Origin of the sequence: Aquimarina longa SW024 (assembly GCF_001401755.1) — a bacterium.
GTDB lineage: Bacteria > Bacteroidota > Bacteroidia > Flavobacteriales > Flavobacteriaceae > Aquimarina > Aquimarina longa.
In genome coordinates this window covers 151,130-174,327 of the sequence record NZ_AVQK01000018.1, presented here as the reverse complement: position 1 = coordinate 174,327, position 23,198 = coordinate 151,130, and the positions used below count along the sequence as shown (strand labels likewise).

The following is a 23,198-nucleotide window of genomic DNA, read 5'->3' as shown; positions in this document are numbered from 1 at the left end:
CTAAATCCCCGTCATTATGGCGGGGATTATTTTATGTCTTGTTTAGCTTGTTTTTCTTTTAGCTCACAAAAGAAATCTTCGATTGATAACTTATGAATATCGAGAACCCGCAAAAGTGTATCTATAGTGAAGTTATGCCCTGCTTCCAATCGCCAGTAGGTTTTGCGTGGTAAGTCGTGATCGTTGGCAAAAGTTTCATAACTGGAATATTCGGCACGAAGCCGTAAGGCTCTAACTTGCCGTCCTATTCTCTTTTTAGTAACCGTATTATCTTTCATTGGTGATTGTAAAATTCACTAATTCAATGGTCATAAATTACGTAATAAAGGATTCTTTTTTGAATCTTATATGACCCATATTAAATTTTAATCGTAAATTGCAGCAACAAAAAACACATACGAATATGTAATGAAAAATTTAGTTATGGAGTACTTATTTTACATTCAAGGTGTTCACGCTGTACGCGTGGAACTTGACAGTGACGGCGAATGGGATGAGGTAGAACGCTACGACCTAGAGAAACGGGATTTTGTTTCTGATTGGCGTATGGTAAAGCGCATTAATGATGATATGGATTGTCAGAAAGTAAGCCCAATTCGTTTTTGGGAATATATCGCGCTTCTTAATGTAAACATCAAGCCAAAGTATGAAAAGTACAAGTTTAAGCGCAAGGAATATGAGTATTTCATACAAGGGATTTATGCTATTCGTGTAAAATTAGATGATAAAGAAAAGCCCGTGTTTTGTGAGCGTTACGATCATTACGAAAAAGGGTTTATTAAGTATGAAACAGTGCCTAATCAATTGTATGAACCTTTATTATGCACCAAAGTAAGTGTTACCCATTTTTGGAAGTTTATAGCAAAATGTAAGTACAATAAATTTAGTTTGAATTGACTTTTTTTGTTCCGATGAATACCCCGTTGCCTATGCCCAAATCACCAAATGCCTACTTATGCGGCTATGGCAAAAATGATGAACAAAAAAATATAAAAATTAATGCGCTGTAATTCATAATCTTATTAAATTGCAGTGCCAAAACTTTTAAAACCAAAAAGAATGTCAAAACTTGTTGCAACTGTAGGAGATCAGCACAATTGCCCAATGTATAGTGGTACTACAGCGCATGTAGGTGGTACAATTATTTCAGGCTCTCCCAATGTTTTTGTAAATGATAGACCCGTAGCACGTATGGGCGATAAATGTATATGTGCCGATGGTTCAATATCAATTATCATTCAGGGAGAAACAGGAGTTTTGGTAAATGGTAAACCCATAGCCTATGTAGGCTGCATGACATCACATGGCGGGGTTATTTCTACAGGACAACCCAATGTTATTATAGAAACGGCTATGCCTGTAAAAACCTCTCAATTGGTAACGATGCCTATAGAACTGATGCCACCAACGCCCGCAAGAAATATGCTCGACAGGATTAATGCGCTTGCTAATTCTAAAAAAACGAGAGAAGCAAAATCAAAACAACAAGAATTAAAAAAACACGGCTATCTGGTTGATGTTGATTTTAGTATGTAAATCTGCTGTTTTATGAAAATTGACTATCCTGTATTACCTTCTTATGGCGACAATCCTACCGAAGAAGAAAAAGAACGCACTATAGCAAGCTATTACGGACATCAAAACCGACATGGTTTTTATCCTGTAGGGAGTAGTAATACGTGGCATGGCGGCATCCATATAGAAGATTTTGGAACAAACGTGAGTGCTATTGCAGACGGTAGAATTATAGCCTATCGCATACCCGAAAAGTATCTACATGAAAAAGATAATAAAGATATTAAATACTCCAACGGGTTTATACTCATACAACATCATTATAAAACCCCAAAAGGGGTAGCACTACGATTTTACAGTCTGTATATGCACCTGCAACCTAAAGCAGAAATGATAAAAAACAAAGGGAAAAGCATACCAGATCTATATGCAAAATATACAACAAAAGTAAAGACAGCTACTAAAGAAATAGGTTTAAAAGTTAGAGAGTATTGCGAAGATCATAAAACAAAGGATGATGCCAAAGAAAAGGTATTTGTACCTAAAGGTAGTTTGATAAAAAAAGAAAATATTACCCCACCCAAAGGACATTGGATGGAAAATAATACAAGTTATGTATTTTGTAGTTATCAAGGAGAAATATTAATTGCGCTAAAGAGTTGGACTACTGATCATGGCGAAAACCACTACCAAATAAGCCATACTAAGGCAAAAGATAAAAATACTTTTAATGCCAATGCTCCCAAAGGCACGATGGTATTTGATACTATCAATGGCACATATATAGGTATGGAATGTGCAGAAACAGCACTTGAAGTTGAAAAAACCAAAGATAAAAACTGGTATAAAATCAAAGGCAGAACACAGTATGTTATGGTTGCCGATTGTGAACCTCTTACTAAACAGATCAAAGATGATGTAGTATTTAATGAGGTACAGAATGTAGATGTACCTATTACAGCAGGGCAGATTATTGGTGTTCCTAGTCGTTATGAATCTAATGCCTCAAAAGGCTATACCACCGTACATATAGAAGTCTTTACAGATGATAGCGGCATACACGAGTTTATCAATAATACACAGGACAATGACCGCACATCGTATGAAGTTGCCAAGGAGCAATTATTACAGGTGGGCAAACCTTGCAATTTTTTAAAAGCCGATACCAAAGTAAAAATCTATCAGATTAAAGACGACTATACCCAAATCGGGTTTGAAGATGTTTCCTGTAAAATCGAAGATAAAACAACACATCTTCATTGGACAAAAAAAGTAGCTGTTTATGTGAATGGAAAGAAAACTACGAAGCCTACATATACCATTGTTGGAGAACATTTTGAGGAAGTGAATACAGCACTCGAAAACCTTTTGCCAAGTACAGACACCAAAGTATATTTAAAATTTCAGGGAACAGGAAATAAAAGGACTATTGGTTACGGCACAGCGCAATCAGGCAAAAAATACTGGGTAAAAACCAGTGAGGTAACAGGCGAAGTAGGCAATTGGGTGGCATTATCACAAGATATAAGCGTTGTGTATGAACAACAACCCACAGCAGACACCGCTGATAGTAAAGCTAAAAAAACCGCAAAGATTAGAAAAAAAGCCACTACAAAAGATAGCGCCAATACAGAATGGTGGCTTATAAAAACCAAAGACAATGAACAAGGGTGGGTTAAAAAAAGTGACCTAACCAAAAAGAATCCTTACCATTGGGCGGATTATGGTTGGGAAATACTAGAAGATACAGGCAACCAGTATTTTTATATGTTTGGCGAATATGTAGAAAAAAGCGAACCCCATGATTTTATCAAAAAGATATGGGAGTTAGCCGATAGCGATGGCGATAAAGAACTCTCTAATTATGAGCTGCAACAAGCTGTAAGTACCAAAGATACCATAGACATACTAAGCAAGCTTATTTGCAAACATCAAAGCGAATGGAACACTTGGGCTAATATCAGTGATTTTGAACAAGAATTGATAGAGGTGCATAAAAAAGGGATTAATGAAGCCAAAGGCACAGATGATAAGGGTAATGACCTAAAACAAAAGTTAGAGCAGCAACGAGATGCTAAAATCGAGATGTTTAAAGATAAAATAAAACATCTTTGTTTTTGGCAAGACATAAAAAATGGCGAAATTGTACCTATGCAACAGCGTAGAGAAGCGTACATAGACAGTAAATACAACCCCACACACAGGATATTCCCTAAAGGAACAAGTGCAAAGGAAATACTACTAGGCAAAGAGTTTGACGAGTTAGAGAAAGAACGAGATAAAAGGCAGTTTCCTACAGATTCTAATGTGTATCATTTGCACGCTATTTCATTTATCGAGCAGATGAAAATGATTGTGGGTGATGGTGGAAAAATGAAATCTGTACTAGAAGAAATGAAGCTTTTGGTAAATAAGCATATTCCTTATAGTCAACAAGGAGAAAGAAGCTCCTTATCCGATGAAGGGTTGGCAGCTTTGGATTGTTCCGAGACTGTTGGTATATATCTACATAAGCTTGGTTGTATGCCTAAATATAAAGCTATTCATACAGGTATAATGACCACAGAAGCAGATTTTAGAAAAGCCATAGGATCGAATAAAATACAATTTGTAGAAGGAAGTGATAAGGCAGATTTTATTCCTGAATCAGGAGATATTTTTGTATGGAGAAGTGGTGGTGGGCATACAGGAATCGTTTACAAATATGATGAGAAGAAAGATGCTGTTTGGATAATGGAAGCTATTGGAAAAAGTGGTGCTAGAAAGCCTATGGAAGCATATAATCGTGAGAATGGAGGATATAACAAAACTTGGTGTACTCGTACTTCTGTATATAAAAGAGATAGTAGTGCATTAACAAAACACGATGGATGGAAAGGCTATTTTAGACCAATTAATTACTAAATGAACAATATAAATATGAAGATTAAATTTATAATGTATGCAGGATTTATTTTTTTGTTTTTTATTACTAGCTGTAAGGAAATAAATAAAAAAGCAAATGCCACTACAAATCATAAAAAATCAGAGCAAGTACATGAAAAAAGTGAGGATAAAGTAGAGATAAAATCTAGCTATAATTTTGATAATATTATTAAATGTGAAAAATACGGCTATGATGGAACAGCAAGCATAGCAGATTATGGATGTCTTTATAATCCAAAAGGGAATAATACTTATGGAAATATTGCACCTTACCTAATACCTAAGATTGGAATTAAGAAACATCTACAAAAAGTTGATGAGTTATTTAAGGAAGGTGATAAATATGATAAATGGGAAAAAGAAGGAGAGCGCATTAACAGTTTGTCTGTATCAGACATTAAGGAAGAATTTTACATTTATTTATCATTGATAGATAAAAAGTATTTAGAGCATACATCTAATCTTGATGCTTCTTATAATATAAAACGGAGTGAAGAAAAAGATTATAAATTTACGACACAGTGGTTTACTTTTAATAATTCAATCAAAAGTTGGCAGTTGTTAAATTCTTTTGAAACTTCACCCAGTACAGACAGAAAAGCTTGGGAATGGGAGCAGGAAAAAATAAAAGAAGTAATTGCAAAAAACCAATGATCAACTCTAGCTCTACGAATTTTATAACTCCGTAGTAATTTTAGTAAATAGTAGTGATGCAAAATCTCATTATTTAAAATGAAATACATATATTCAATATTATTATTGTTATCTGCAATTGTTTTTAGTTGTAAACAGACAAACAAAAATCAAAAAGAGACATCTTTCAAAAACAATAACAACTCTGTTGTTGAAAGGGCGAAAATTAAAAGTAATCACCCTCCTTTTAAGATTAAAAACATTTCAATAAATGATGGGTTTTGGAAACGAGAAGCATATTATAAATCTAAAATTGAGGGAGAAAAATACTATCAAGTTCGTGTTAGTATTATTGACACTTTAAAATCGTTTTATTTCTTAGGATTAAGAAAACGAAAATTTGATGAAGATACTGTTAGTATAAGTAAGGTTTATTTGTATGAATTAGATAAAAATAAGAATATCTTTATTGTTGATTCCTTACCTGTCACAAAAAGTGGCGGTAATTACTACTATGAGGATTTATTTTTATCAAGGCAATACGACAATTTGATATTAAAAAAGGATTGCCTGTTTTATTACAAAGAAAATCAAAATCTTTTGCAAGATACAACAGATAATTATTCATTTAGAAATTACTTTAAATATAAATTAGGATCAAAAGAGCAACCTATCAAAATAGAAAAAAACCAATTACCATTTAAAGAAGATAAGATAAGTATAGGATTATATGATGTAAAAGCGACAATTGATTCAAAAAAATCAATAGTAGCCCTAACCAACAGTTCTAATATTTTTATTTTAAAAAATAAACTATGGCAAGACAATATTCATGCTTTAGATACAATTAATCCTTACAGATTTAGCGAAAGTTATAAAAACTCAATAAATATTCAACTGTCCACATACCCCCAATTTGAATATCATGATTCTACTGAACCCTGCCCTTTAAATGCAATGTTTGGTAGTATGTCATGGGATGATAGAGGAAAGGTGTTATATTTTGATAATAGTGCTATTTGTCAAGCTTGTATTTGGAAAATTGATATAAAAACTAAAGAATTAATTAAAATTGTCCCTGAACATGAAGCAATAGACCCATACTTTTTTAAAGAAAAAGGCAAGGAAAATATTGCTTATGTTTATAAAAATTGTATCCAATTAGCACATCCAATTAAAAAAAAGTCTAATAGAATCTCTAAAAACATAATTACATATAATCCCAAAAATTATAGATTGGATTATGATGAAAACAATCTATTTATAGAAACTAAAATATTAGATAAAAAAAGCGATAAGTCACTAGTCTTAAAAGAAGGTGATTTTTATTTAGGTTCTGAGGATTCAGGTATTTCATTTTATTTTTCAATCGATAAAAACAATAAATTATCAGGAACTTACAAATTTTACAGAAATGATAATACTTCTGAGGATAATATTCTATTTCATCAAATGAATATAATAGACTCTAAAATAGTAAATCAAATTATTGGCGATAATGAGTATAATTACTATTATGAATATGACCACGAAAATAAGAAATGTCACACACAGCAGTATACTAAAAACAAACAATTTGTTAGTGAATCATTTTCAGATTGGGATAAATTAGAAGAGTATTTTATTAGCGAGAAAACTAGAAGATATAATTCTGAAAATAAGACATATTTAGAAACTTATTATTATTCAGGCATAGTCATAGAGTATGATAGTGTTTTTAATTTAAAATCAAAGAAAGACCCTAATAACGGTTTCCATAAATTCTATAAAAACAATTATTTGAATAGAATTGAGTTAATTGGTGATGAATGGGGTATTAAAGAATTTGAAAAAGATAAATTTGAAATTTTTATAAAAAATAAAGGCAAGCAAGTTTTAGAAAAAAACATGGATTATATATTCAAGATTTCAATTAATAGCTATTATCAATTTTCTACAGATAATAATGGTTTTATTATAAGTAAAACTTTTAAATATGTATGTAAAAATTGCTAGTTGATAACTTTAACATCCCATTTCTTCCTGTACATAGAGTTGCCAAAAGTTTGCTGCTAAACAACTAAAAAGATGGAATATCCCACAGATATAGAAAAAATAGTAACCCCGTATATTAATCCTAATTTCCATATAAAATTAGATGCTACAACTTATAAAAAACATATCAATTCTTATGAGTGTATGTTGTTAAGTTTTCTAAGTTTAAGTAGAGAATGTATAAAGCACGAATTACACAACCCTGCTATTGTTGTTTTTGATTATCAAGAGCGAATTATTTGTAATAGAGATTTTACTATGGAGTATGTAGTAAATAATTCTGATGACAGTACTAATTTTAGGTTAGAATTAATTGAAGATACAAGAAATGATCGTATCTATTTTATGCTTCAAGAAAAAGCGAAACCAGACAATGTGGTATTTCATTGGTTACATTATTCCATACCTTTTAATATTCTTAGTCATGTAGATTACAGTAAAATTACTAATCATATTGTTGATAGGCAGCAGCTAAAAAAAGACCACGAGGTTTTAAATTTTGAACTATTGCTACACCGTATCAATTTTAAAACAGGTAATTGGCATATTACAAAGCCCTAGATTAATATGCTTTAAAATTATTTCCTGAAGAACGGCGGGTATATTATATCATATATTACCCGTGCGCCCTCTTTCATTGCAATTTCAACATTGTGTAAATCATTTTTTAAGTCTGTAGTATCAGACAATGTAAGATCATATAAAGTCACGCCTGTTTCTGTATTATGAACGGTCAAGCCTTTTGTTTCTTTAGGAGCATCCCCAATTATAAAACGACACATAAAGCGTGGCGTATTTTTGTGACTTATAAACCCCGATTTAGCCCGTTCATTTTTAGGGGCTTTATCAATTTTCAAATGGTACGGCAATGGTGGCAATTGCGGCGTTTGGTTAATGTTTTCCTTCATCCCTATTTTTTAAAATGATGTTTGGGGCAAACCGATTTTTTGAAACTTTACTTTTTTTGCAAAGCCCCAATTTGTCAAGGTTTCTACCCGACATTGTTATAATATAATTGTCTGTTTTATGGATTGTTATCATATAATAAAGATACGATTTTACGAGATAATGACAGCACCAAACCCCATTTTTGAAAACTATATATTTTGTACGGCCATAACTAGCGTTCACAAAACATATAGATTTCAAAACGCGCCCGAACCGATAAACCGCCTTTCAGAAAAAGAAAGTCGTTTTAACCGTTCTCATTGCCTTTGCGCTCGACCTCGAAAAACCCTAAAAAAAGGAAAAGGGAGATTGCTCCCCCGATTCCTACGGATTGTGTGGAATCCGCAAAACCATTGTATAATACATTTGATTTTGTAATGTCAATTAAACCGATACGCCAAGTATTCACAGGGTAAAATTTGAAAATGAATACTATCGAAATCAAATAAAAAAGGGGTGCGAACCGCATCCCTTAATTTCTTCTTTGTTAGTATTCTATGGATATTTAAAAACATTTTTCATATGATGTGTTATCAGTCTTTGGAGATAATGGCTTAAATTATTTTCAGGGTTCTAAATATAATAATATATCTTATGAATTATTATTATCTTATGAGGCAATTACCCCTGAAATTAAAGCGCATATAAATCAGAAAAATAAAAATGAATGATTAGTTTTTTAGTTAGATATTGGCATAAGATTGGTTTTTTAATTATGCCAGATTTATATAAAGAAAGGTTTAAGCAAACACCTTGGTATTTTAAGCTCTACCATAGTTATGACATTATTAAGCTAAAAAAATTATACAAAAAAGATAGAGATAATAAAGGCGTGGTTAAAGCTCTTGAAAATGTATTCCAAAATGTAGATAATTATATGAATGAATACTGTAATCAAGAAAAGCCTACAATAACGTGTAAAAAAGGATGCTCTTTTTGTTGTTCTAAAGAGGTGTTTATCTCTGATGATGAAGCTAAAATTCTTCATAATTATATATCGGTAAATGATATAAAAGTAGATTTGAATAAAGCTACTTATCAAGCACTTTCTAAATTTAATTTACCATTAAATCAAAGAGATTGTATCTTCTTAGATTCGGAAACTAAGGAATGTAAAGTGTATAGAGTTAGACCGCTTAGTTGTAGAATGTTACTAGCTGCTAGTGAGCCTAAATTCTGCTTAAATGATAAATATGGTAAACCATTGTATTTTTTGTTGCCAAAAATGGAAAACATCAAAACAGCTATTTGGAATAGTTCTATTTCTGGAATTTTACCTGCAATGATATTAAAACAAGTCAAAGAAAAATGATTTTAGGTCGTAAAATACAACCTGAAAAACAATATTTTCTATAAAGGGTATTATTAAACTTTGTATATTTAAAATAAATTTTTTATGTCAGAATTAATACCTTTCCAAGCCCATTTTGAATATCATCATAGCGATAATTTTAATACAGCATTTTCAGAGACAGTATGGTCACGATTATTTAGTGAATCTGGAACGAGAGATGTAAAAACAATCATTCATAACAATAGTGATGGTTTTGATATTCCTTATTTGAAGAAGGGAACAAAGATTAATTTAGATTTTGATCAGATACATTCGGTATCGCCTGAAAAGATAAATAAAGCAGACTATGACCAGTCTGTAAGTTTTAAATTTAATTCTAAGCCTGTAGAAGTCCTTCAAATTAGAAACGATGAAATTACTTTTTCTAATAATAATTCAGAAGTATATACAGTAACGCTTAATGATAATCTTAAACTAATAAAACGCTAGGTGAAAAGAAACTATGAAAACACAAGATGTTGTTTTCATAGTTCAGCTCTCGCATACCAGATGTTGTGTTTTACGGATTAAGCGGAAGATCATTTTTAATCATTCTTAGATCGTTCAAGCTGCGCAAAATTACGTTAAGGGGCATACGCCCACTTACCTTAAATCTTTGCTTGTTTCACTTCACTAAAATAATTAAACCGCCCACCCTGTCTATAACTTGGCTTATCCACATTCTTTGTGGTTGCTTTGGTGGATGAAAAAGGGAAAACTAACGGGTAACAATTTTCACGGAGAATCAAAACGAAACATTAGGAACATAAAAAAGCCCGCCGAAGCGAGCCTTTTAAAAAATCTTTATATTGAGCGATGCACAACAAACTGAACACTTGAAGCATCGCCCAATATAAAGGGAGATGCAAGAAAAAAATGCTTTCTTGTAACACTTTTTTACGGCTTTTTTTCAAGGTGGGTTTTTCTTCCTAAAACGGATAAGGAAAACCAAAAATGCGACACATCGCCAGTACTTCATACCTCAATACAATTATTGCACCCTACTCTTTTAACCGCAGCAAAGAACCCCGCAGAAAGTCATTGGCATTACAAAGCCCGAATTTTGGGTTTGTAAAGGCTGTTAAACAGGATTTTGTTAGAAACCCCCGTATGATGTCAGGTACGCGTTGTATGGTGCTTATGTTGCTCGGTTGGGCGGGAAGCGAACAGCCCATTAAAACAACGGCGGGAATTATTGCCAAAAAGCTAGGGCGTAGTGTTCGACAAGTGCATAGGTACTTACAGGATGCCATACAAGAGGGGTATTTGTATTATAGTCGCACCAAAGACCGTTTGGGCTATTATACGGGTATTAAGATACATTTGAATTTTGGCGCAATTCGATCATATAAAAAACAACCTGTACCCCGCACAAATAGCGATATGACAGATACGGCAGACACTAATACTAACTTTATATATAAAAGGGAAGATACCAAGCAGGAACGGGAATATTTGAGCAAAATAGATGCAATTTTAAAACGTAATGGTTTGCCCCCTACTCCCTAGTAGCTTTTTACCGCTTTAAATCGTTAAAAATGAACCTTCGTAAAAACGAAGGTGCTTTATGTATGCTTGCTAAAAGAAAAACAGATTAAAAATTTTTGCGCGGTACACATGTATTGTGGATTAAGTAAAATCATTGCTTTTACCTATGGCTGCACAGGCTATACAATGTATGAATACAGTACAATAATACAGGATTGCACAAATGGAAATCAAACAAGAATACACGGTTGCAGAAGCTACGGAGTTTTTAGGCTTCGCATCAAGAAGCACTATAAACGTGCGTACCAAAGAGAAAGGAGATAAAGCACTATCCTATAATTTAGACGATAATAATAATAAGGTAATTCCTATAGCAGAGTTAGAAAGGGTATTCCCAAAGAAATATAATGCAGCAATTAAGCGAAAAAGAAATACAAACAATACAAGTACAGAATACAGTGCAAAAATACAAAAAAGCACAGCTAAAAATACAAACAATACCATACAGTTAGAACAGGATATTAAGATTTTAGAACAACAAATTGAATTTAAGGACGAACTGTTGCGAATATCCAAAGAAGCCAAAGAGAAGGCAGAAGAACGCGAACAGGACTTATCTAAAAAATTGAACCTATCGCAAGAGACTTTGAAAGCTCAAACGGCAATTTTAGAAGATTTACGAGAGAAAAAACAGCCACAGAAGCCTGTACAGGAGGAAAAACAGAATTTTGATAGGAGGGAAGGTAAAAACAGATTAAAGACACTCACGGACGCAGAAATCGCAATTATTATATTGTTGTCGTTCTTATGCGGATTAATCGTTCTAACGCTCTAACCCTTGATCTTGTTCGCGGTCTAAATCCTTTTGCTCCTCGATCATATCAAATTCTTTGCGAATTCTATCTTGTTCGTACAACATACCGCTATCATTAAACCCATCCAAATAGTCAGGGTGTGCATTACTCTTTTTAATCGCTTCGACCAATTCAGGTTTAAAGGAATGAATATAATATCCTTGATTAACACCTTTCAGATATTCTGGTGAAGGCTCAATATTTTCGTTTTCTTCCATTGTTAAAATGTATTTTTACTGTGCTTTTCAAGGTATTCATTAATGCTGTCACGGTCATACAAAATCAATTTTCGGCGGGGTTGGCTAAATCGGATATCCCCATTATTTCGAAGATTGGATATAGTCGTTTTTGAAGTTACACGGAGTAGGCGCATAGCTTCACTTTCAGAAATCCATTTATCTTGTGTATGCCCTTGATTCTTTTCTTTTAGACGGTCAACCACTTCGTCAACAAGGGCGTAAAATGCTTCGGTTTCTAAACAAATCACTTCCATACGCCTAATTTAAGAATTTAATACCGCATCCAATGCATCGTCGGCATCTTTATGAATGAAATTAGCTTGATAGTTTATTGTTGTTTTTAGATCACTATGACGGTACAGCTTTTGGAGCATAAGCGGACTAATGGCATCCCCCGCGATATTCCCAAAGGTATGGCGGGCTATATGGTTGGATAAGTTTTTATCTATCTCACATTGTGCTGCAATTCGCTTTAGGTATTTGTTAAAAAGGCTTGAAGCATTACGGGCTTTTACAAACATATCGCGTTTATCATTCTGATCTGCTTTTTTGAGATATGGGAAAATAAAATCTGTTTTTGATTGTTTGTCAGCTTTGTAAAATTCAAGGATAGCCGCCGCCTTATCTGGTACTTTTAAACTTACGGGCTTATCGTTTTTGTGCATCGTATAAAATAATCTGCCATCCTTGAAATTATACCACCGCATTTCTAAAACATCGGAGATACGAATACCTGCAAAGTAATAGGCAAAAAGCCATACATTACGAGTATGCCAAATAGAGGTGTTTTCTTCTAAGCCCAAAGACTCTATACGTTCGATTTCTTCCCTTGTTAGTCCGATTTTATGACCGTTACCAATACGGATTTTTTCTTTTTCGCCTGCAAATGGATAGTGTTTTGTATCTACGATACCGTCCTTTATTGCAGCATTGTACAAGGTACGGATAAGCATTAATTGGTTCGTAATAGTTCGCTTTTGTTGACCCAAATACGAAGCACAGAAGATTTTGAACCGATTTATAAAAGGTTCGTTTATATCCTCAAAATACAAGGTTGTATTTTTTGAAAACTCTTTTTTCAGAATATCTAAAATATTATATTCACCTTTTCGCGCTTTGCTTATACGTTCTTTTCTGCGTTGCATAATACCATCAATAACCGTTTGTTTATTCTCGGATTTATTATGCGTTAGAAACTCGCTGATATTGTACATTATGGACAGGTCAGGTTTTGCAACGGAAAATACACCTTGCAAATATTTGCTTTTCACACGCTGCGCCCCAAATTGGAAAAATGACACGTTTTTGCCTTTACGTTGCACCTTTTTTTGAATTTCTTTACTAGATACATTGTCATTGGCTGTGTCAGCTTCTAAGGCGATATTTTCCGTTTCAGATAGCTTTTTAAGCAGGAAGTTATTAAGCCTTGCAGAATTAGGATAGGAGCGTTTTACCTTGCATAAATTCTTATCCCAATCTTTGGGAAGAATGTATTTTCCTGTAAAAACAAACCGTGTTTTTCTATTTTGAGTGATTCTAATGGCAAGCGGGCAAGTGCCATTTTTTTTGCTATAGTTCGTCCGAAGTACTATCTTTACTGATGCCATAACCTTTGCTTTTATATTACAAAGATACGAAATTCTAAGAATACACTGTACAACATATGTACAACATTTTGTGTTTTATCGTGTATTTTTATGATTCTATATAAAAGTTAAATAACTGATAATCAAATATATTAATACATATTGAATCATATTAAACCAATAGTTATTAGGCTCATAACCCGAAGGTCACTGGTTCGAGTCCAGTTCCCGCTACTAGCAAAGACAAGGCTTTCGAGAAATCGAAAGCCTTTCTTTTTTGCAATGGGTACAGAATAGGTACAGAATAACGTATTTTTCAAAACTTAATAAACACTGGTGGTAAATATTATTATTTGGTTTTAAATTCTATAAATCTTCATTTTACATTAGAGGGAGTTTATTATCATACAATATATCCGCAAGTTAAACTCGTAAAATACTTCCATCAAAAGACTACGGCATAAAGCCAACGCTTCTTCCACTACTCATTTATTCCGTTTCCTTTTGAGCCAAGATTTTATCTTCCGTTTGGTTTCTACTCAAATATTGTTTAATCTAAAATTTGAGTATTATGACAACAAAAGCGAGTACCACAAAGAAGCGCAGTAGAGAGAAATCTACTGCCAAGAAGGAAGTAAACGGAAAGAAATCATCCGTACTTCAAATTCAGAACTTACCACTGGGCAACATCAAGCCTGACCCAGAACAACCAAGAAAGACTTTCAACAAAGATGCATTACAGCAACTTTCTGAGAGTATCGAAGAGCACGGTGTATTGCAGCCAATCACGGTAAGGCATCTAAATGGCCATTATGTCATCGTGATGGGCGAACGCCGATATCGTGCAAGCAAGCTGGCAGGAAAAAAGACCATACCCAGTATTGTGAGGACTTATGAGAACAATGATGTCCTTGAAGTTCAAATCATCGAGAACCTGCAAAGACAGGATGTAGAACCTACCGAGGAAGCTGAAGCGATTGCTTACCTAAGCGAGAAGTATGCGCCAACAGAAATTGCAAAGCGATTGGGCAGAACGGACAACTTTATCAGACAGCGCCTAAAATTGGCAGGTTTAATAGAGGGTTTCAAACACTTTGTTCGCAATAGCGAAATGACCATTTCCTTAGGTGTAGGTGTTGCATTGTTTGCACCAGAAGAACAGCAGATGATGTTGGAAACGATGGGCGAAGATTTTAATGCGCATCAAATCAACAGGATGATTAAGGACCAGTCCTATGACTTGGAAAAAGCATCTTTCGATGTAGCTGATAAGAAATTAGTGCCGAAAGCAGGCTCTTGTATTGAATGTCCATTTAATGCGGCCAATCAAGGTAATCTGTTTGGCGAGGGTAAAATGGTCTGTACAAAATCTGCTTGTTTTGAAACTAAGAAAAGTAAATCGTTCTTGAACTTGATTGAAAAGGCTAAGAAGCAAAACATCCTACTAATTCCTGAAATACGACGGTATTGGGCAGATGACGAAAACAATCAGCTGGTTATTTCACAGTTGGAAAAAAGTGGCTTGAAGGTCTATCTGCTGGATGATGTTGAAATCATCGAAAATCCAATTAAGCCAACAACAGAAGCCATCAAAATAGAATATCAACATTACGATTATTCTGAGGACGAACTCAAGGCAGAATTGGAAGAAGCGATACAGAGCTTCAATGAAGAACTGGAACAGTTTATTACTGCAAAGGAAAAAGGATTTGTAAATGGTATCGTTTTTCATCCTGAGACCTACCAGAACAAGGAAGTTTTTGTCAAGGTAAGCGAGAAATCAAAAGATAAATCGAGTGAGTATTCAGCACCATTGGCCAACAGAAAAATGGCAGATTGCACACCTGAAGAACAAATCATTAAAATCAATGAAAGGGAAATCCGCAAGAAGCACATTGAGAACAACAAACAGTTCGAAGAAGTGGTTCAAATGATTCGTGAAACAAAATACATCAATACGAAGAAGACACTTTCAACAGACGAAATGGTGGCATTCTCAATATCGCTTTTTGAAAATAATGTGGACTATATGAGCCAACAAAAGTATTTTTCAAAGTTCTTAAGCGACACGTCCAAGATGACCAAAGTTGAAATGGTCGAGAATTTCAAGAAGAATTTCAAAAAGGAAATCTTTCACAAGCTGATACGCTATATGCTCACAAAGCAAGTGCATTTTGGCGAGAGCAATCACGTGAATAACCTGACAAACATTTCATTCTACAGTGCGATGCAGGGATATTACAAATCCAAGATTGACGGCATTGAGAAGGAATATGCTGAAAAACGAGACAAGCGTGAAGCACGTTTGAAAGAGCGCATCACAGTTCTTGAAAAGAAAATTCAGGAACTAAACGATTAGCTTTTGTTGTTTGAAGAAGGGTCGGCATTCGTGCTGGCCCTTTTTCTTTTTTATGATTATGCCTAAAAAATGTATTTACAAGGAAGGGGTTATCAATCAATAGTTAGCGCAAAGATAAACTCGTAAAATACACCCATCAAAAGACTACGGCATAAAGCCATTGCTGCACCCTATGCTTATTTATTCCGTTTCCTTTTGAGCTGAGATTTTAGCTTCCGTTTGGGTACTGCTCAAATATTGTTTAATCAAAATATATCATTATGAAACGAGTATCTGAAAAATCTAAAATTTCGCCACAAGAGGCTGAAATACATTATCAATCGAGTAAAGAAAATTACAACATCGAAGGTGCGGAAAGCCACTTGGCTTATTACAGAGAAAAGTATCCACTGTACTATGCGCAGTTATTACAAAATGTCTAATTTAAAATTCAAAAGCTATGTATTTACAAAATTTGCAACAGGATGAAATCTTTGTTCCATCAGAAATGAAATCCTTAAAAGCTTTGACACAGATGGAATCCAGACGAGGACTTGAAAATGTTATCATCTCAAATGGCAAAATCGTCAATGTGGTATCGAACAGCTATGGACACATTCCGAATCAACTGTTCTTCAAGAAAGCTGAAGAAATGTTGACCGATGCACAACTGAACTTCCACAAGCGCACCATCAACAAAAATGACAGGTCGTTCATTACAGATTTCATTATTGACGATAAGAGTCAGTTTTCTGTAAAAAATAAAGAGGATTTGATACTGCCAATGCTTCGGTTTAAAAACTCTTATGACGGTAGTGAAAAGACCTCTGGTCATTTCGGGTTTTACCGAAAAGTATGTTCCAACGGTTTGCACGTTTCTCAGGCAGAAATTGAGTTTTCTATCAAGCACAGTAAGAACAACACTCACCTCATTATGCCGAGGCTGAACAATCTGCTCGATAAATTTCTGGATAATGAGTTCTACACCATTACCAAGAAATTCGATAAGATGAAGGAATTTAAAATCATCGACACTCAGGAATTTGTGAAAGCTATTCTTCACAGAACTAAACTTTTCAGATACGAGTGTAGTGATAAGAATAGTGACCCTTCGAAAAAGTCTCGTGAGGTCATTGAGATTTTGAACTACGAAGCCTTGTTGCTCAATGAAGAACCAAATCTGTGGTTAGGTTACAACGCTTTTAACTCAGTATTACATAACACTTTGAAGAAGAGTTTTGGTCAGCAAGAACGGTTGGACAAAAAACTATTCGATGAAGTTTATGAAATGGCTTAGAGATATTTAAAGGTTTATCCAGTACCTTAAACTGGATTTTTTATTTAATGAAGAATAGCATTTACAAAACCACTCAGCACATTCCTCTACATTTCGCGGAAAGCTACATTTTGGGAAAAGAGCTTCACTACAAATATCTTGGACACAATCCACAATTTCAGCTTTCCATTCCGTTAACCCTTCCCGATGCTCTGGGAAGGAACACTACATTCCCGAGCCAAAATTGTGAATTAAGTCCGCTTTTTCATCGGAAAGCCATCACTTCGGTTTTCTTAACAGGATTTTCGGCGCGGTCTTCTTGAGCCCTCACTCGAAAATCCTTAAAAACCGAAACGCTGTCTTACACATTTTAAGGGGTTTATAATGGATAAAGCCTTTATTGTTTTTCGGGGCGTCGAAAAACAGGCACGACATAACCAATTCTAATTTAACCACAGCTACTTATTTCGCTTAACTATCGGTACGCTCAAACGCAACTGCGTTTAAAAGAATTGCTAATGCCCTTATGGAACTTGTCAAGACTGTACGAGTTTTAGTGAAAAATAAGGCTTCTACTTCCTTGAAATTCCAAGGAATTTACTACGTCGCAAACACACCTGATTTATTCCCTAAAAGTCTTGACAAAACCCACTCTATCCATTGTGCGGTGCACGAAAGAAAAGAACAAACACCCCTTAAAATTTAATCTGTTTTAAATCAATAGGGGAAATATAAATCACTTAAATATTTTATTATGAGTACTATTAAAAATCACGTACAGTTAATTGGAAACGTTGGACAAGAACCAACCATTACGAACCTTGAAAGCGGAAAGAAAGTAGCCCGTTTTTCGTTAGCCACAAACGAGTATTACAAAGACAGCAAAGGCGAAAAGCAAACAGATACGAATTGGCATACAATTGTAGCCTGGGGCAAGACTGCCGAAATTGTAGAGAGGTATGTTGCTAAAGGGAAAGAAGTTGGAATATCAGGAAAACTAAAAACCCGAAGCTACACAACCGATGATAATGAGCAACGCTATGTTACGGAAGTTGTAGCCGATGAAATCCTTTTACTTGGAAGTAAAGGCGATAAGTAAACCTAAAATTAAAGAGGGCGTAACCGTCGAAAGATGCGCCCTCTTTTCATTATCCATATTAATAATAGAAACAATGAAACACAAAGTTAATGAAATAAAGATTAGTTATAAGGGGGAATTGAAATCCTCAATGTGGCATAAAATAGGAAATTCGCAAGATGCAGCAGAATTGCTTTTTGAAGACTGGGATAAAGATACTATTGGTATTCAAGAAACTTTTAAAGTCGTCTTATTGAATAACAGCAATAAGGTAAAAGGTGTGTATCAACTTTCGCAGGGCGGAATAACAAGCACATTAATAGACCTACGAATATTGTTTGCAGTAATTTTAAAATCCTTGTCCGTAGCCATCATTTTGGTGCACAATCATCCAAGTGGAAAATTACAACCAAGTGATGCGGATAAACAACTCACAAACAAGATTAAAAAAGCATCCAAACTTTTTGATATCACCATTCTTGACCATTTGATATTTGCGCCCGATGGCGATTACTATAGCTTTTCTGACAATGGAATTCTGTAAAATTTACAGCTATGATATATCTCAATTTTACAGACTTGAGCGAAGAGGCTCAAAACCGACTTTTAGAAAATTCTAAAAAGGATGTAAAACGAAAATTTGGCGATAGCATTCGCAAATACGTAAATAAAAACCATACTAGTTTTGAAACGATGATTGAAGAAGAAGCGATGCGAAATTTGTATTCGTACACCTATGTTTTCAATCCTTGAAATTTGAAAAGCTAATTGATACACCTCTATATTTTTAGAGGTGTTTTTGTATTCAATCAATTTCAAGTCAATAAAAAACCGTATCTTTATTTCGCTGAAATTCAGCACACAAATTACAGTAAGGTTATCCACTTTTCGACTTTCGCCGATACCCTTACACATCGAAAAATAACATATCGGAAAATCATTTTCCCTGAAAATGGCAATCGGCTTTTTAGCTGGATTGTATGGATTTTTGTCCCGCGAGCGGGACGAAAAGGAATAGCAAGAGGGTAACACGCTGCGCGATGTTTCGGATTCCTTTTCGTTTTTAATTAACTGATAATCAGTTAATTAATTATATTTTAATTTCTGGACAATCAGCGATTTGCGACAAACGGGCTGAGAACGCCCATTTTTAGGGAAGATTTTGCGACAAATCGGCGAAATATGGACTCATTTACTGGAATTAGATTTAAAAAAGAAACTGCAAAACGTTTCCAAACATTTTCACGCACATACTTCAAATCGCACACCGAAGCAATGTCCACGATGCTCGATTTTTTCTTCTACAATGAAATTTCGCCAAAAGAAAAATTAGGTCCAACAGGACGCACCATCGAAGCTAAACTCTTAAAAAGAATCAATGCGGTTATTGCCATCATGCGTGATGTAGAAAAGACACAAACCAAACCTACGGTGGCTATGATTCAATCGCTGTTTGAAACAGAAGAACCCACAAAAAAACCGCTAATCGTAGAAAAGAAATATGCTGAAGAAAAGAAAGAAGTGCGCTTTCGCGAAAAGCAAAATACAAGTAATCAACTCTAATTTTTTAAGCTATGTACATTACAATCACAGCTCAAAAATTGGGTAATAATTATTCACAAAGTTCAGCAGATTTCGTGGGTTATTTAGAGAAAGAAAATCAAGGTTTGGAACAACAGGAAATGGAACCTTTTTTTAATCAATATGGCGATGAGATTTCTGCAGAAGAAGTTGTAAAAGAGATTGATGGAAACACCGCAAAGTTGAAAAAGAAAGAACCTAAGTTTTATTCAATTACGGTCAGTCCTTCAAAATATGAATTACGCAAACTTCAGAACAATAGCCAAGATTTAAAAAACTATACTCGTGAATTGATGAAGGATTATGTTGCCAGCTTCAATCGGGAAATCAATGGGCGACCTATTACGATAGATGACATTAAGTACTTCGCAAAAATTGAACGCCAACGCACCTTTAAAGGAACAGATTTTCAGATAAAAGAAAACCAACCCTTTGCCACAAAAATATTGCAGCTCAAAACGGATATCCGAAATGTTCAAGCGGGAAGAGCTGAAGGGAATATTAATAGGATGAAAAAGGAAATTGACAAACTGGAACGTAAAGCACCACATCAACAAAACGGAAAACGGATAGTTCAGGGAATGCGAAAAGAGGGAAACCAAAGCCATATCCATATCATCGTGAGCAGAAAGGATGCTTCAAATTCTGTCAGTCTTTCCCCAGGAAGTAAACACAAAGCTTCGGAAGTTGAAATGCACGGTAAGAATGTAAAACGAGGTTTTGACCGAGATGCTTTTTTCACGAAAGCGGAACAAACTTTCGACAAGACTTTTGGTTATAAACGCAACTTTGCAGAGACCTATAAGGCACGAAAAGATTTTGTTAAAAACCCCAAGCTCTACTTTGCTGCCTTGATGAAATTACCAGCTAACGAAAGAGCAATGGCTTTCAAAATGATGACGAAAACGGGATTGCCAATCGTTCCAAGTATTCCCGTTACTCAGGCGCAAATTGCACTTCGTGTTTTCAAACGATTAAGACGTGGTGCAGAAGTGGCTATAAAATCAAGTTCTATAGGCATATAAAAACAAATAGTTATGAAAGTCAAGAATCCATTAACAATATCGAAGAAAACTATAAACATCTATGAACCCAAAATAGAATTGCTAGTAATGGATTGTATGGTTTATATGAAAGATTGCAGAGATAAGCAATTTGATTTGGCAATAGTTGACCCACCATACGGAATAGGGATTCATAAAATGAATTTCACCCAAAATCGGAAAGGTGGTTTAGCTAAACGGGGTGATTACAGCTCTATAAGTGACTGGGATAAAGAAATACCAAAGCAAGCTTACTGGGATGAGTTATTTCGCATTTCGAAAAATCAAATCATCTGGGGTGGAAATTATTTTTCATTACCACCAATGAAAGGTTGGGTTTTTTGGGATAAGAGAACGGATGCAAAATACAATACGGATTATGCCGATGGGGAATTGGCTTGGACTTCATTTAATAAACCTTTACGTTGTTTTCGTTGGTTGTGGAATGGTATGCTTCAACAAAATATGAAAAACAAGCAGATAAGAATTCACCCTACCGAAAAACCCAAAGCTTTGTACGAATGGTTACTTATGAATTATGCTAAAAAAGGTGACAAGATTATCGATACACATATAGGTAGCGGTAGTATTGCTATGGCATGCTGGAATATGAAATACGATTTAGTGGGTATGGACATCAATCCTGTTTATGTTAAAGCTGCTCAAAAGCGTTTAGACGATTACAGGAAGCAATTAAAATTGTTCTAATGCTAACTACAAAACCTGAAATAGTACTTTTAATTATTGGTTTAGCCAGTATCGTTTTCTATGTAATGTTTCGAGTAAGTAAGTATGCGTTCTTATTAAATATCACTATGCTTTCGTTTCTCGTATCCTATATTTCTGAAGGAAATGAATTAGTATCGATATTATTGTACTTGGTTTGTCCTCTTATGCTAATTAATACAGGACTGTATGTTTTTCTGCATAAAACTGAAAACGCACAAAATGGAAATACTAAATATCAGGTCAGTTTTTCTACGAATAAAGGAAACTTCAAACTAGATAATATTAAACGTGGCGCATCCGTCATCGGATCCGCTGGAAGCGGAAAAACCGAAAGCGTAGTTTATGGTTTCTTAAATCATTTCCGGAAAGAGGATTTTTGTGGAGTCATTCACGACTACAAGGATTTTGAATTGACCGAAATGGCATATCCATTGTTTAAGGAAAGTAATATTCCGTTTAAGGTCATTTCCTTCGATAAAATCATTCATAGGGTAAATCCTATTGCGCCACGCTACTTAGAGAACGAGGAAAGTGTAAACGAAGTGTCGAGGGTACTAATTGAAAACCTTTTGGAACAACGTGAATCAGGAACTACAGGCACAACCAAATTCTTTAACGATGCTGCTGAAGGTTTGATTGGTGGTTTGATTTGGAAACTGAAGACGGATTACCCTAAATACTGTACACTGCCTCATTTAATAGCCATTTATCAATTATTGGACACTGATAGCCTTATCCAATTTTTGGAAACCAATACCACATCTAGAGCAATGGCAGATGCTTTTATTAGTGGTAAGGATTCTGATAGGCAGACCGCTGGTGTTAAAAGCACCTTGGCCAATGCCCTAAAACGCATTAGTACACAGCGAATTTTTATGGCATTATCCGCAGACGAAGTGCCATTGAATATTAATAGTGAAGAAAATCCTGCCATCATTTCCGTAGTAAACAATCCAAAATATGAAACATCGTATTCGCCTGTGATCGCCACCATTATTCACACCATCACCAAACAAATGAGTGTGCGAAATTCTAAGCCCTCATTTTTATTGATGGAAGAAGCACCAACAATTCGTTTGTTGAATATGCATCGAATTCCTGCAACTTTGAGAAGCTACGATATAGCTACTATTTATGTGATGCAGGATAAAATACAGAATGATATGATGTATGGTGATAAGGCGAGTAAAGCAATATTGAGTAATCTTTCTTACCAATTTTTCGGAAAGGTAAACGACCCAGATACCGCTAAATATTACGAACGTTTTTTTGAAATCATCAAAGACCCAACGAAAAGTATTAGCCGTGGGCATAACCTTGATTTTGATACCCGAATCACGACTGGAGAGAAAGAAATCCCAAAAATTAGAGCAGATGTGTTCTTTAGATTAAAGCAAGGGGAGTTTATTACCTATGCTGATGGAAAGGATAAAAAAGTGCAGTTTAAATTGGCAAATATTCAAAGAGAGTTGCCCAAGGAATCTAAGCAGTTTTCCCAATCAGATTTAGCAGCTAATTTTGAGCGGGTTTATGATGAAGTGCAGTCGATATTCAATTAATACTGTCACATTGAGAAAGTATAAATACTGGTGAAAAAT

General features: G+C 34.6%; 25 protein-coding genes. 20 read left to right on the top strand and 5 right to left on the bottom strand.

The window, feature by feature from the left end:
- Window positions 1-26: 26 nt before the first annotated feature.
- The gene (locus N456_RS04480; protein ID WP_062054337.1) at window positions 27-278 is read right to left on the bottom strand and encodes a helix-turn-helix domain-containing protein; all 252 of its coding nucleotides are present in this window, start codon (window positions 276-278) and stop codon (window positions 27-29) included.
- Window positions 279-408: 130 nt separating this feature from the next.
- Between N456_RS04480 and N456_RS04475 the strand changes: the two genes are divergently transcribed.
- From N456_RS04475 to N456_RS04450, 6 genes are all read left to right on the top strand, one after another.
- On the top strand, window positions 409-897 hold the full coding sequence (locus N456_RS04475) for a hypothetical protein (RefSeq protein WP_062054335.1): 489 nt from the start codon (window positions 409-411) through the stop codon (window positions 895-897).
- Between the two features lie 162 nt (window positions 898-1,059).
- The gene (locus tag N456_RS23620; protein ID WP_082422426.1) at window positions 1,060-1,536 is read left to right on the top strand and encodes a PAAR domain-containing protein; all 477 of its coding nucleotides are present in this window, start codon (window positions 1,060-1,062) and stop codon (window positions 1,534-1,536) included.
- 12 nt (window positions 1,537-1,548) lie between these two features.
- Entirely contained in the window at window positions 1,549-4,419 is a 2,871-nt protein-coding gene (locus N456_RS04465; protein WP_062054332.1) for a M23 family metallopeptidase, read from the top strand.
- A 15-nt stretch (window positions 4,420-4,434) separates the two neighbouring features.
- Complete coding sequence (locus N456_RS04460; protein WP_148639185.1) at window positions 4,435-5,094, top strand: hypothetical protein; 660 nt, start codon at window positions 4,435-4,437, stop codon at window positions 5,092-5,094.
- Between the two features lie 78 nt (window positions 5,095-5,172).
- A complete protein-coding gene (locus N456_RS04455; protein ID WP_062054328.1) occupies window positions 5,173-7,068 on the top strand; it encodes a hypothetical protein in 1,896 nt (631 codons plus the stop codon).
- Between the two features lie 72 nt (window positions 7,069-7,140).
- Complete coding sequence (locus tag N456_RS04450; protein ID WP_062054326.1) at window positions 7,141-7,668, top strand: hypothetical protein; 528 nt, start codon at window positions 7,141-7,143, stop codon at window positions 7,666-7,668.
- Window positions 7,669-7,685: 17 nt separating this feature from the next.
- Here the strand turns inward: N456_RS04450 and N456_RS04445 are convergent, their stop codons facing one another.
- Complete coding sequence (locus N456_RS04445; RefSeq protein ID WP_062054325.1) at window positions 7,686-8,015, bottom strand: hypothetical protein; 330 nt, start codon at window positions 8,013-8,015, stop codon at window positions 7,686-7,688.
- A 707-nt stretch (window positions 8,016-8,722) separates the two neighbouring features.
- Here N456_RS04445 and N456_RS04440 point away from each other — a divergent pair.
- The 4 genes from N456_RS04440 (at window position 8,723) to N456_RS04425 (ending at window position 11,711) form a co-directional block, all read left to right on the top strand.
- A complete protein-coding gene (locus tag N456_RS04440; protein WP_082422425.1) occupies window positions 8,723-9,367 on the top strand; it encodes a YkgJ family cysteine cluster protein in 645 nt (214 codons plus the stop codon).
- A gap of 84 nt (window positions 9,368-9,451) precedes the next feature.
- On the top strand, window positions 9,452-9,838 hold the full coding sequence (locus N456_RS04435; RefSeq protein WP_062054321.1) for a hypothetical protein: 387 nt from the start codon (window positions 9,452-9,454) through the stop codon (window positions 9,836-9,838).
- A 504-nt stretch (window positions 9,839-10,342) separates the two neighbouring features.
- Window positions 10,343-10,897: a hypothetical protein gene (locus tag N456_RS04430; protein ID WP_148639184.1), complete on the top strand. Its 555-nt coding sequence runs from the start codon at window positions 10,343-10,345 to the stop codon at window positions 10,895-10,897.
- 277 nt (window positions 10,898-11,174) lie between these two features.
- Window positions 11,175-11,711, top strand: a complete 537-nt coding sequence (locus N456_RS04425) for a hypothetical protein (RefSeq protein WP_148639183.1) — start codon at window positions 11,175-11,177, stop codon at window positions 11,709-11,711.
- Here the strand turns inward: N456_RS04425 and N456_RS04420 are convergent.
- From N456_RS04420 to N456_RS04410, 3 genes are read right to left on the bottom strand one after another with little or no spacing between them, the layout of a single operon-like run.
- Complete coding sequence (locus tag N456_RS04420; RefSeq protein WP_062054315.1) at window positions 11,700-11,948, bottom strand: hypothetical protein; 249 nt, start codon at window positions 11,946-11,948, stop codon at window positions 11,700-11,702. The two genes, N456_RS04425 and N456_RS04420, sit on opposite strands and share 12 nt — an antisense overlap.
- Window positions 11,949-11,950: 2 nt before the next feature.
- The gene (locus tag N456_RS04415; protein WP_062054313.1) at window positions 11,951-12,223 is read right to left on the bottom strand and encodes a helix-turn-helix domain-containing protein; all 273 of its coding nucleotides are present in this window, start codon (window positions 12,221-12,223) and stop codon (window positions 11,951-11,953) included.
- Window positions 12,224-12,232: 9 nt separating this feature from the next.
- Window positions 12,233-13,576, bottom strand: coding sequence for a site-specific integrase (locus tag N456_RS04410; RefSeq protein ID WP_062054306.1), 1,344 nt, complete (start codon window positions 13,574-13,576; stop codon window positions 12,233-12,235).
- A gap of 550 nt (window positions 13,577-14,126) precedes the next feature.
- Here N456_RS04410 and N456_RS04405 point away from each other — a divergent pair.
- The 10 genes from N456_RS04405 to N456_RS04365 all read left to right on the top strand — a co-directional run bounded on the left by N456_RS04405 (window position 14,127) and on the right by N456_RS04365 (window position 23,159).
- Window positions 14,127-15,914, top strand: a complete 1,788-nt coding sequence (locus N456_RS04405) for a ParB/RepB/Spo0J family partition protein (RefSeq protein ID WP_062054304.1) — start codon at window positions 14,127-14,129, stop codon at window positions 15,912-15,914.
- Between the two features lie 260 nt (window positions 15,915-16,174).
- On the top strand, window positions 16,175-16,336 hold the full coding sequence (locus N456_RS24235; RefSeq protein ID WP_158447823.1) for a hypothetical protein: 162 nt from the start codon (window positions 16,175-16,177) through the stop codon (window positions 16,334-16,336).
- Between the two features lie 17 nt (window positions 16,337-16,353).
- On the top strand, window positions 16,354-17,190 hold the full coding sequence (locus N456_RS04400) for a DUF932 domain-containing protein (RefSeq protein ID WP_062054302.1): 837 nt from the start codon (window positions 16,354-16,356) through the stop codon (window positions 17,188-17,190).
- Window positions 17,191-17,923: 733 nt separating this feature from the next.
- A complete protein-coding gene (locus N456_RS04395; RefSeq protein WP_062054300.1) occupies window positions 17,924-18,268 on the top strand; it encodes a single-stranded DNA-binding protein in 345 nt (114 codons plus the stop codon).
- 73 nt (window positions 18,269-18,341) lie between these two features.
- The gene (locus N456_RS04390; RefSeq protein ID WP_062054439.1) at window positions 18,342-18,791 is read left to right on the top strand and encodes a JAB domain-containing protein; all 450 of its coding nucleotides are present in this window, start codon (window positions 18,342-18,344) and stop codon (window positions 18,789-18,791) included.
- 11 nt (window positions 18,792-18,802) lie between these two features.
- Window positions 18,803-19,000 carry a hypothetical protein gene (locus N456_RS24975; protein WP_062054298.1) on the top strand — a complete coding sequence of 66 codons (198 nt, stop codon included), beginning with the start codon at window positions 18,803-18,805 and terminating at the stop codon, window positions 18,998-19,000.
- A gap of 429 nt (window positions 19,001-19,429) precedes the next feature.
- Window positions 19,430-19,810: a BfmA/BtgA family mobilization protein gene (locus N456_RS04380; RefSeq protein ID WP_062054296.1), complete on the top strand. Its 381-nt coding sequence runs from the start codon at window positions 19,430-19,432 to the stop codon at window positions 19,808-19,810.
- Between the two features lie 11 nt (window positions 19,811-19,821).
- On the top strand, window positions 19,822-20,853 hold the full coding sequence (gene mobB / locus N456_RS04375; RefSeq protein WP_062054294.1) for a MobB family relaxase: 1,032 nt from the start codon (window positions 19,822-19,824) through the stop codon (window positions 20,851-20,853).
- A gap of 12 nt (window positions 20,854-20,865) precedes the next feature.
- A complete protein-coding gene (locus tag N456_RS04370; RefSeq protein WP_062054292.1) occupies window positions 20,866-21,579 on the top strand; it encodes a DNA methyltransferase in 714 nt (237 codons plus the stop codon).
- Window positions 21,579-23,159: a type IV secretory system conjugative DNA transfer family protein gene (locus tag N456_RS04365; protein ID WP_062054290.1), complete on the top strand. Its 1,581-nt coding sequence runs from the start codon at window positions 21,579-21,581 to the stop codon at window positions 23,157-23,159. Before N456_RS04370 ends, N456_RS04365 begins: the two co-directional genes overlap by 1 nt.
- The last annotated feature ends 39 nt before the right edge of the window (window positions 23,160-23,198 follow it).

Bases quoted from the DNA above. Each gene is read 5' to 3' on its own strand.
- N456_RS04405 (WP_062054304.1), top strand. From the start codon at position 14,127: ATGACAACAAAAGCGAGTACCACAAAGAAGCGCAGTAGAGAGAAATCT.
- N456_RS04435 (WP_062054321.1), top strand. From the start codon at position 9,452: ATGTCAGAATTAATACCTTTCCAAGCCCATTTTGAATATCATCATAGC.
- N456_RS04400 (WP_062054302.1), top strand. From the start codon at position 16,354: ATGTATTTACAAAATTTGCAACAGGATGAAATCTTTGTTCCATCAGAA.
- N456_RS04415 (WP_062054313.1), bottom strand. From the start codon at position 12,223: ATGGAAGTGATTTGTTTAGAAACCGAAGCATTTTACGCCCTTGTTGAC.
- N456_RS04460 (WP_148639185.1), top strand. From the start codon at position 4,435: ATGAAGATTAAATTTATAATGTATGCAGGATTTATTTTTTTGTTTTTT.
- N456_RS04420 (WP_062054315.1), bottom strand. From the start codon at position 11,948: ATGGAAGAAAACGAAAATATTGAGCCTTCACCAGAATATCTGAAAGGT.
- N456_RS04365 (WP_062054290.1), top strand. From the start codon at position 21,579: ATGCTAACTACAAAACCTGAAATAGTACTTTTAATTATTGGTTTAGCC.
- N456_RS24235 (WP_158447823.1), top strand. From the start codon at position 16,175: ATGAAACGAGTATCTGAAAAATCTAAAATTTCGCCACAAGAGGCTGAA.
- N456_RS04430 (WP_148639184.1), top strand. From the start codon at position 10,343: ATGCGACACATCGCCAGTACTTCATACCTCAATACAATTATTGCACCC.
- N456_RS04465 (WP_062054332.1), top strand. From the start codon at position 1,549: ATGAAAATTGACTATCCTGTATTACCTTCTTATGGCGACAATCCTACC.
- N456_RS24975 (WP_062054298.1), top strand. From the start codon at position 18,803: ATGATATATCTCAATTTTACAGACTTGAGCGAAGAGGCTCAAAACCGA.
- N456_RS04455 (WP_062054328.1), top strand. From the start codon at position 5,173: ATGAAATACATATATTCAATATTATTATTGTTATCTGCAATTGTTTTT.
- N456_RS04380 (WP_062054296.1), top strand. From the start codon at position 19,430: ATGGACTCATTTACTGGAATTAGATTTAAAAAAGAAACTGCAAAACGT.
- N456_RS04475 (WP_062054335.1), top strand. From the start codon at position 409: ATGAAAAATTTAGTTATGGAGTACTTATTTTACATTCAAGGTGTTCAC.
- N456_RS04445 (WP_062054325.1), bottom strand. From the start codon at position 8,015: ATGAAGGAAAACATTAACCAAACGCCGCAATTGCCACCATTGCCGTAC.
- N456_RS04390 (WP_062054439.1), top strand. From the start codon at position 18,342: ATGAAACACAAAGTTAATGAAATAAAGATTAGTTATAAGGGGGAATTG.
- N456_RS04450 (WP_062054326.1), top strand. From the start codon at position 7,141: ATGGAATATCCCACAGATATAGAAAAAATAGTAACCCCGTATATTAAT.
- N456_RS04440 (WP_082422425.1), top strand. From the start codon at position 8,723: ATGATTAGTTTTTTAGTTAGATATTGGCATAAGATTGGTTTTTTAATT.
- mobB (WP_062054294.1), top strand. From the start codon at position 19,822: ATGTACATTACAATCACAGCTCAAAAATTGGGTAATAATTATTCACAA.
- N456_RS04480 (WP_062054337.1), bottom strand. From the start codon at position 278: ATGAAAGATAATACGGTTACTAAAAAGAGAATAGGACGGCAAGTTAGA.
- N456_RS23620 (WP_082422426.1), top strand. From the start codon at position 1,060: ATGTCAAAACTTGTTGCAACTGTAGGAGATCAGCACAATTGCCCAATG.
- N456_RS04370 (WP_062054292.1), top strand. From the start codon at position 20,866: ATGAAAGTCAAGAATCCATTAACAATATCGAAGAAAACTATAAACATC.
- N456_RS04395 (WP_062054300.1), top strand. From the start codon at position 17,924: ATGAGTACTATTAAAAATCACGTACAGTTAATTGGAAACGTTGGACAA.
- N456_RS04410 (WP_062054306.1), bottom strand. From the start codon at position 13,576: ATGGCATCAGTAAAGATAGTACTTCGGACGAACTATAGCAAAAAAAAT.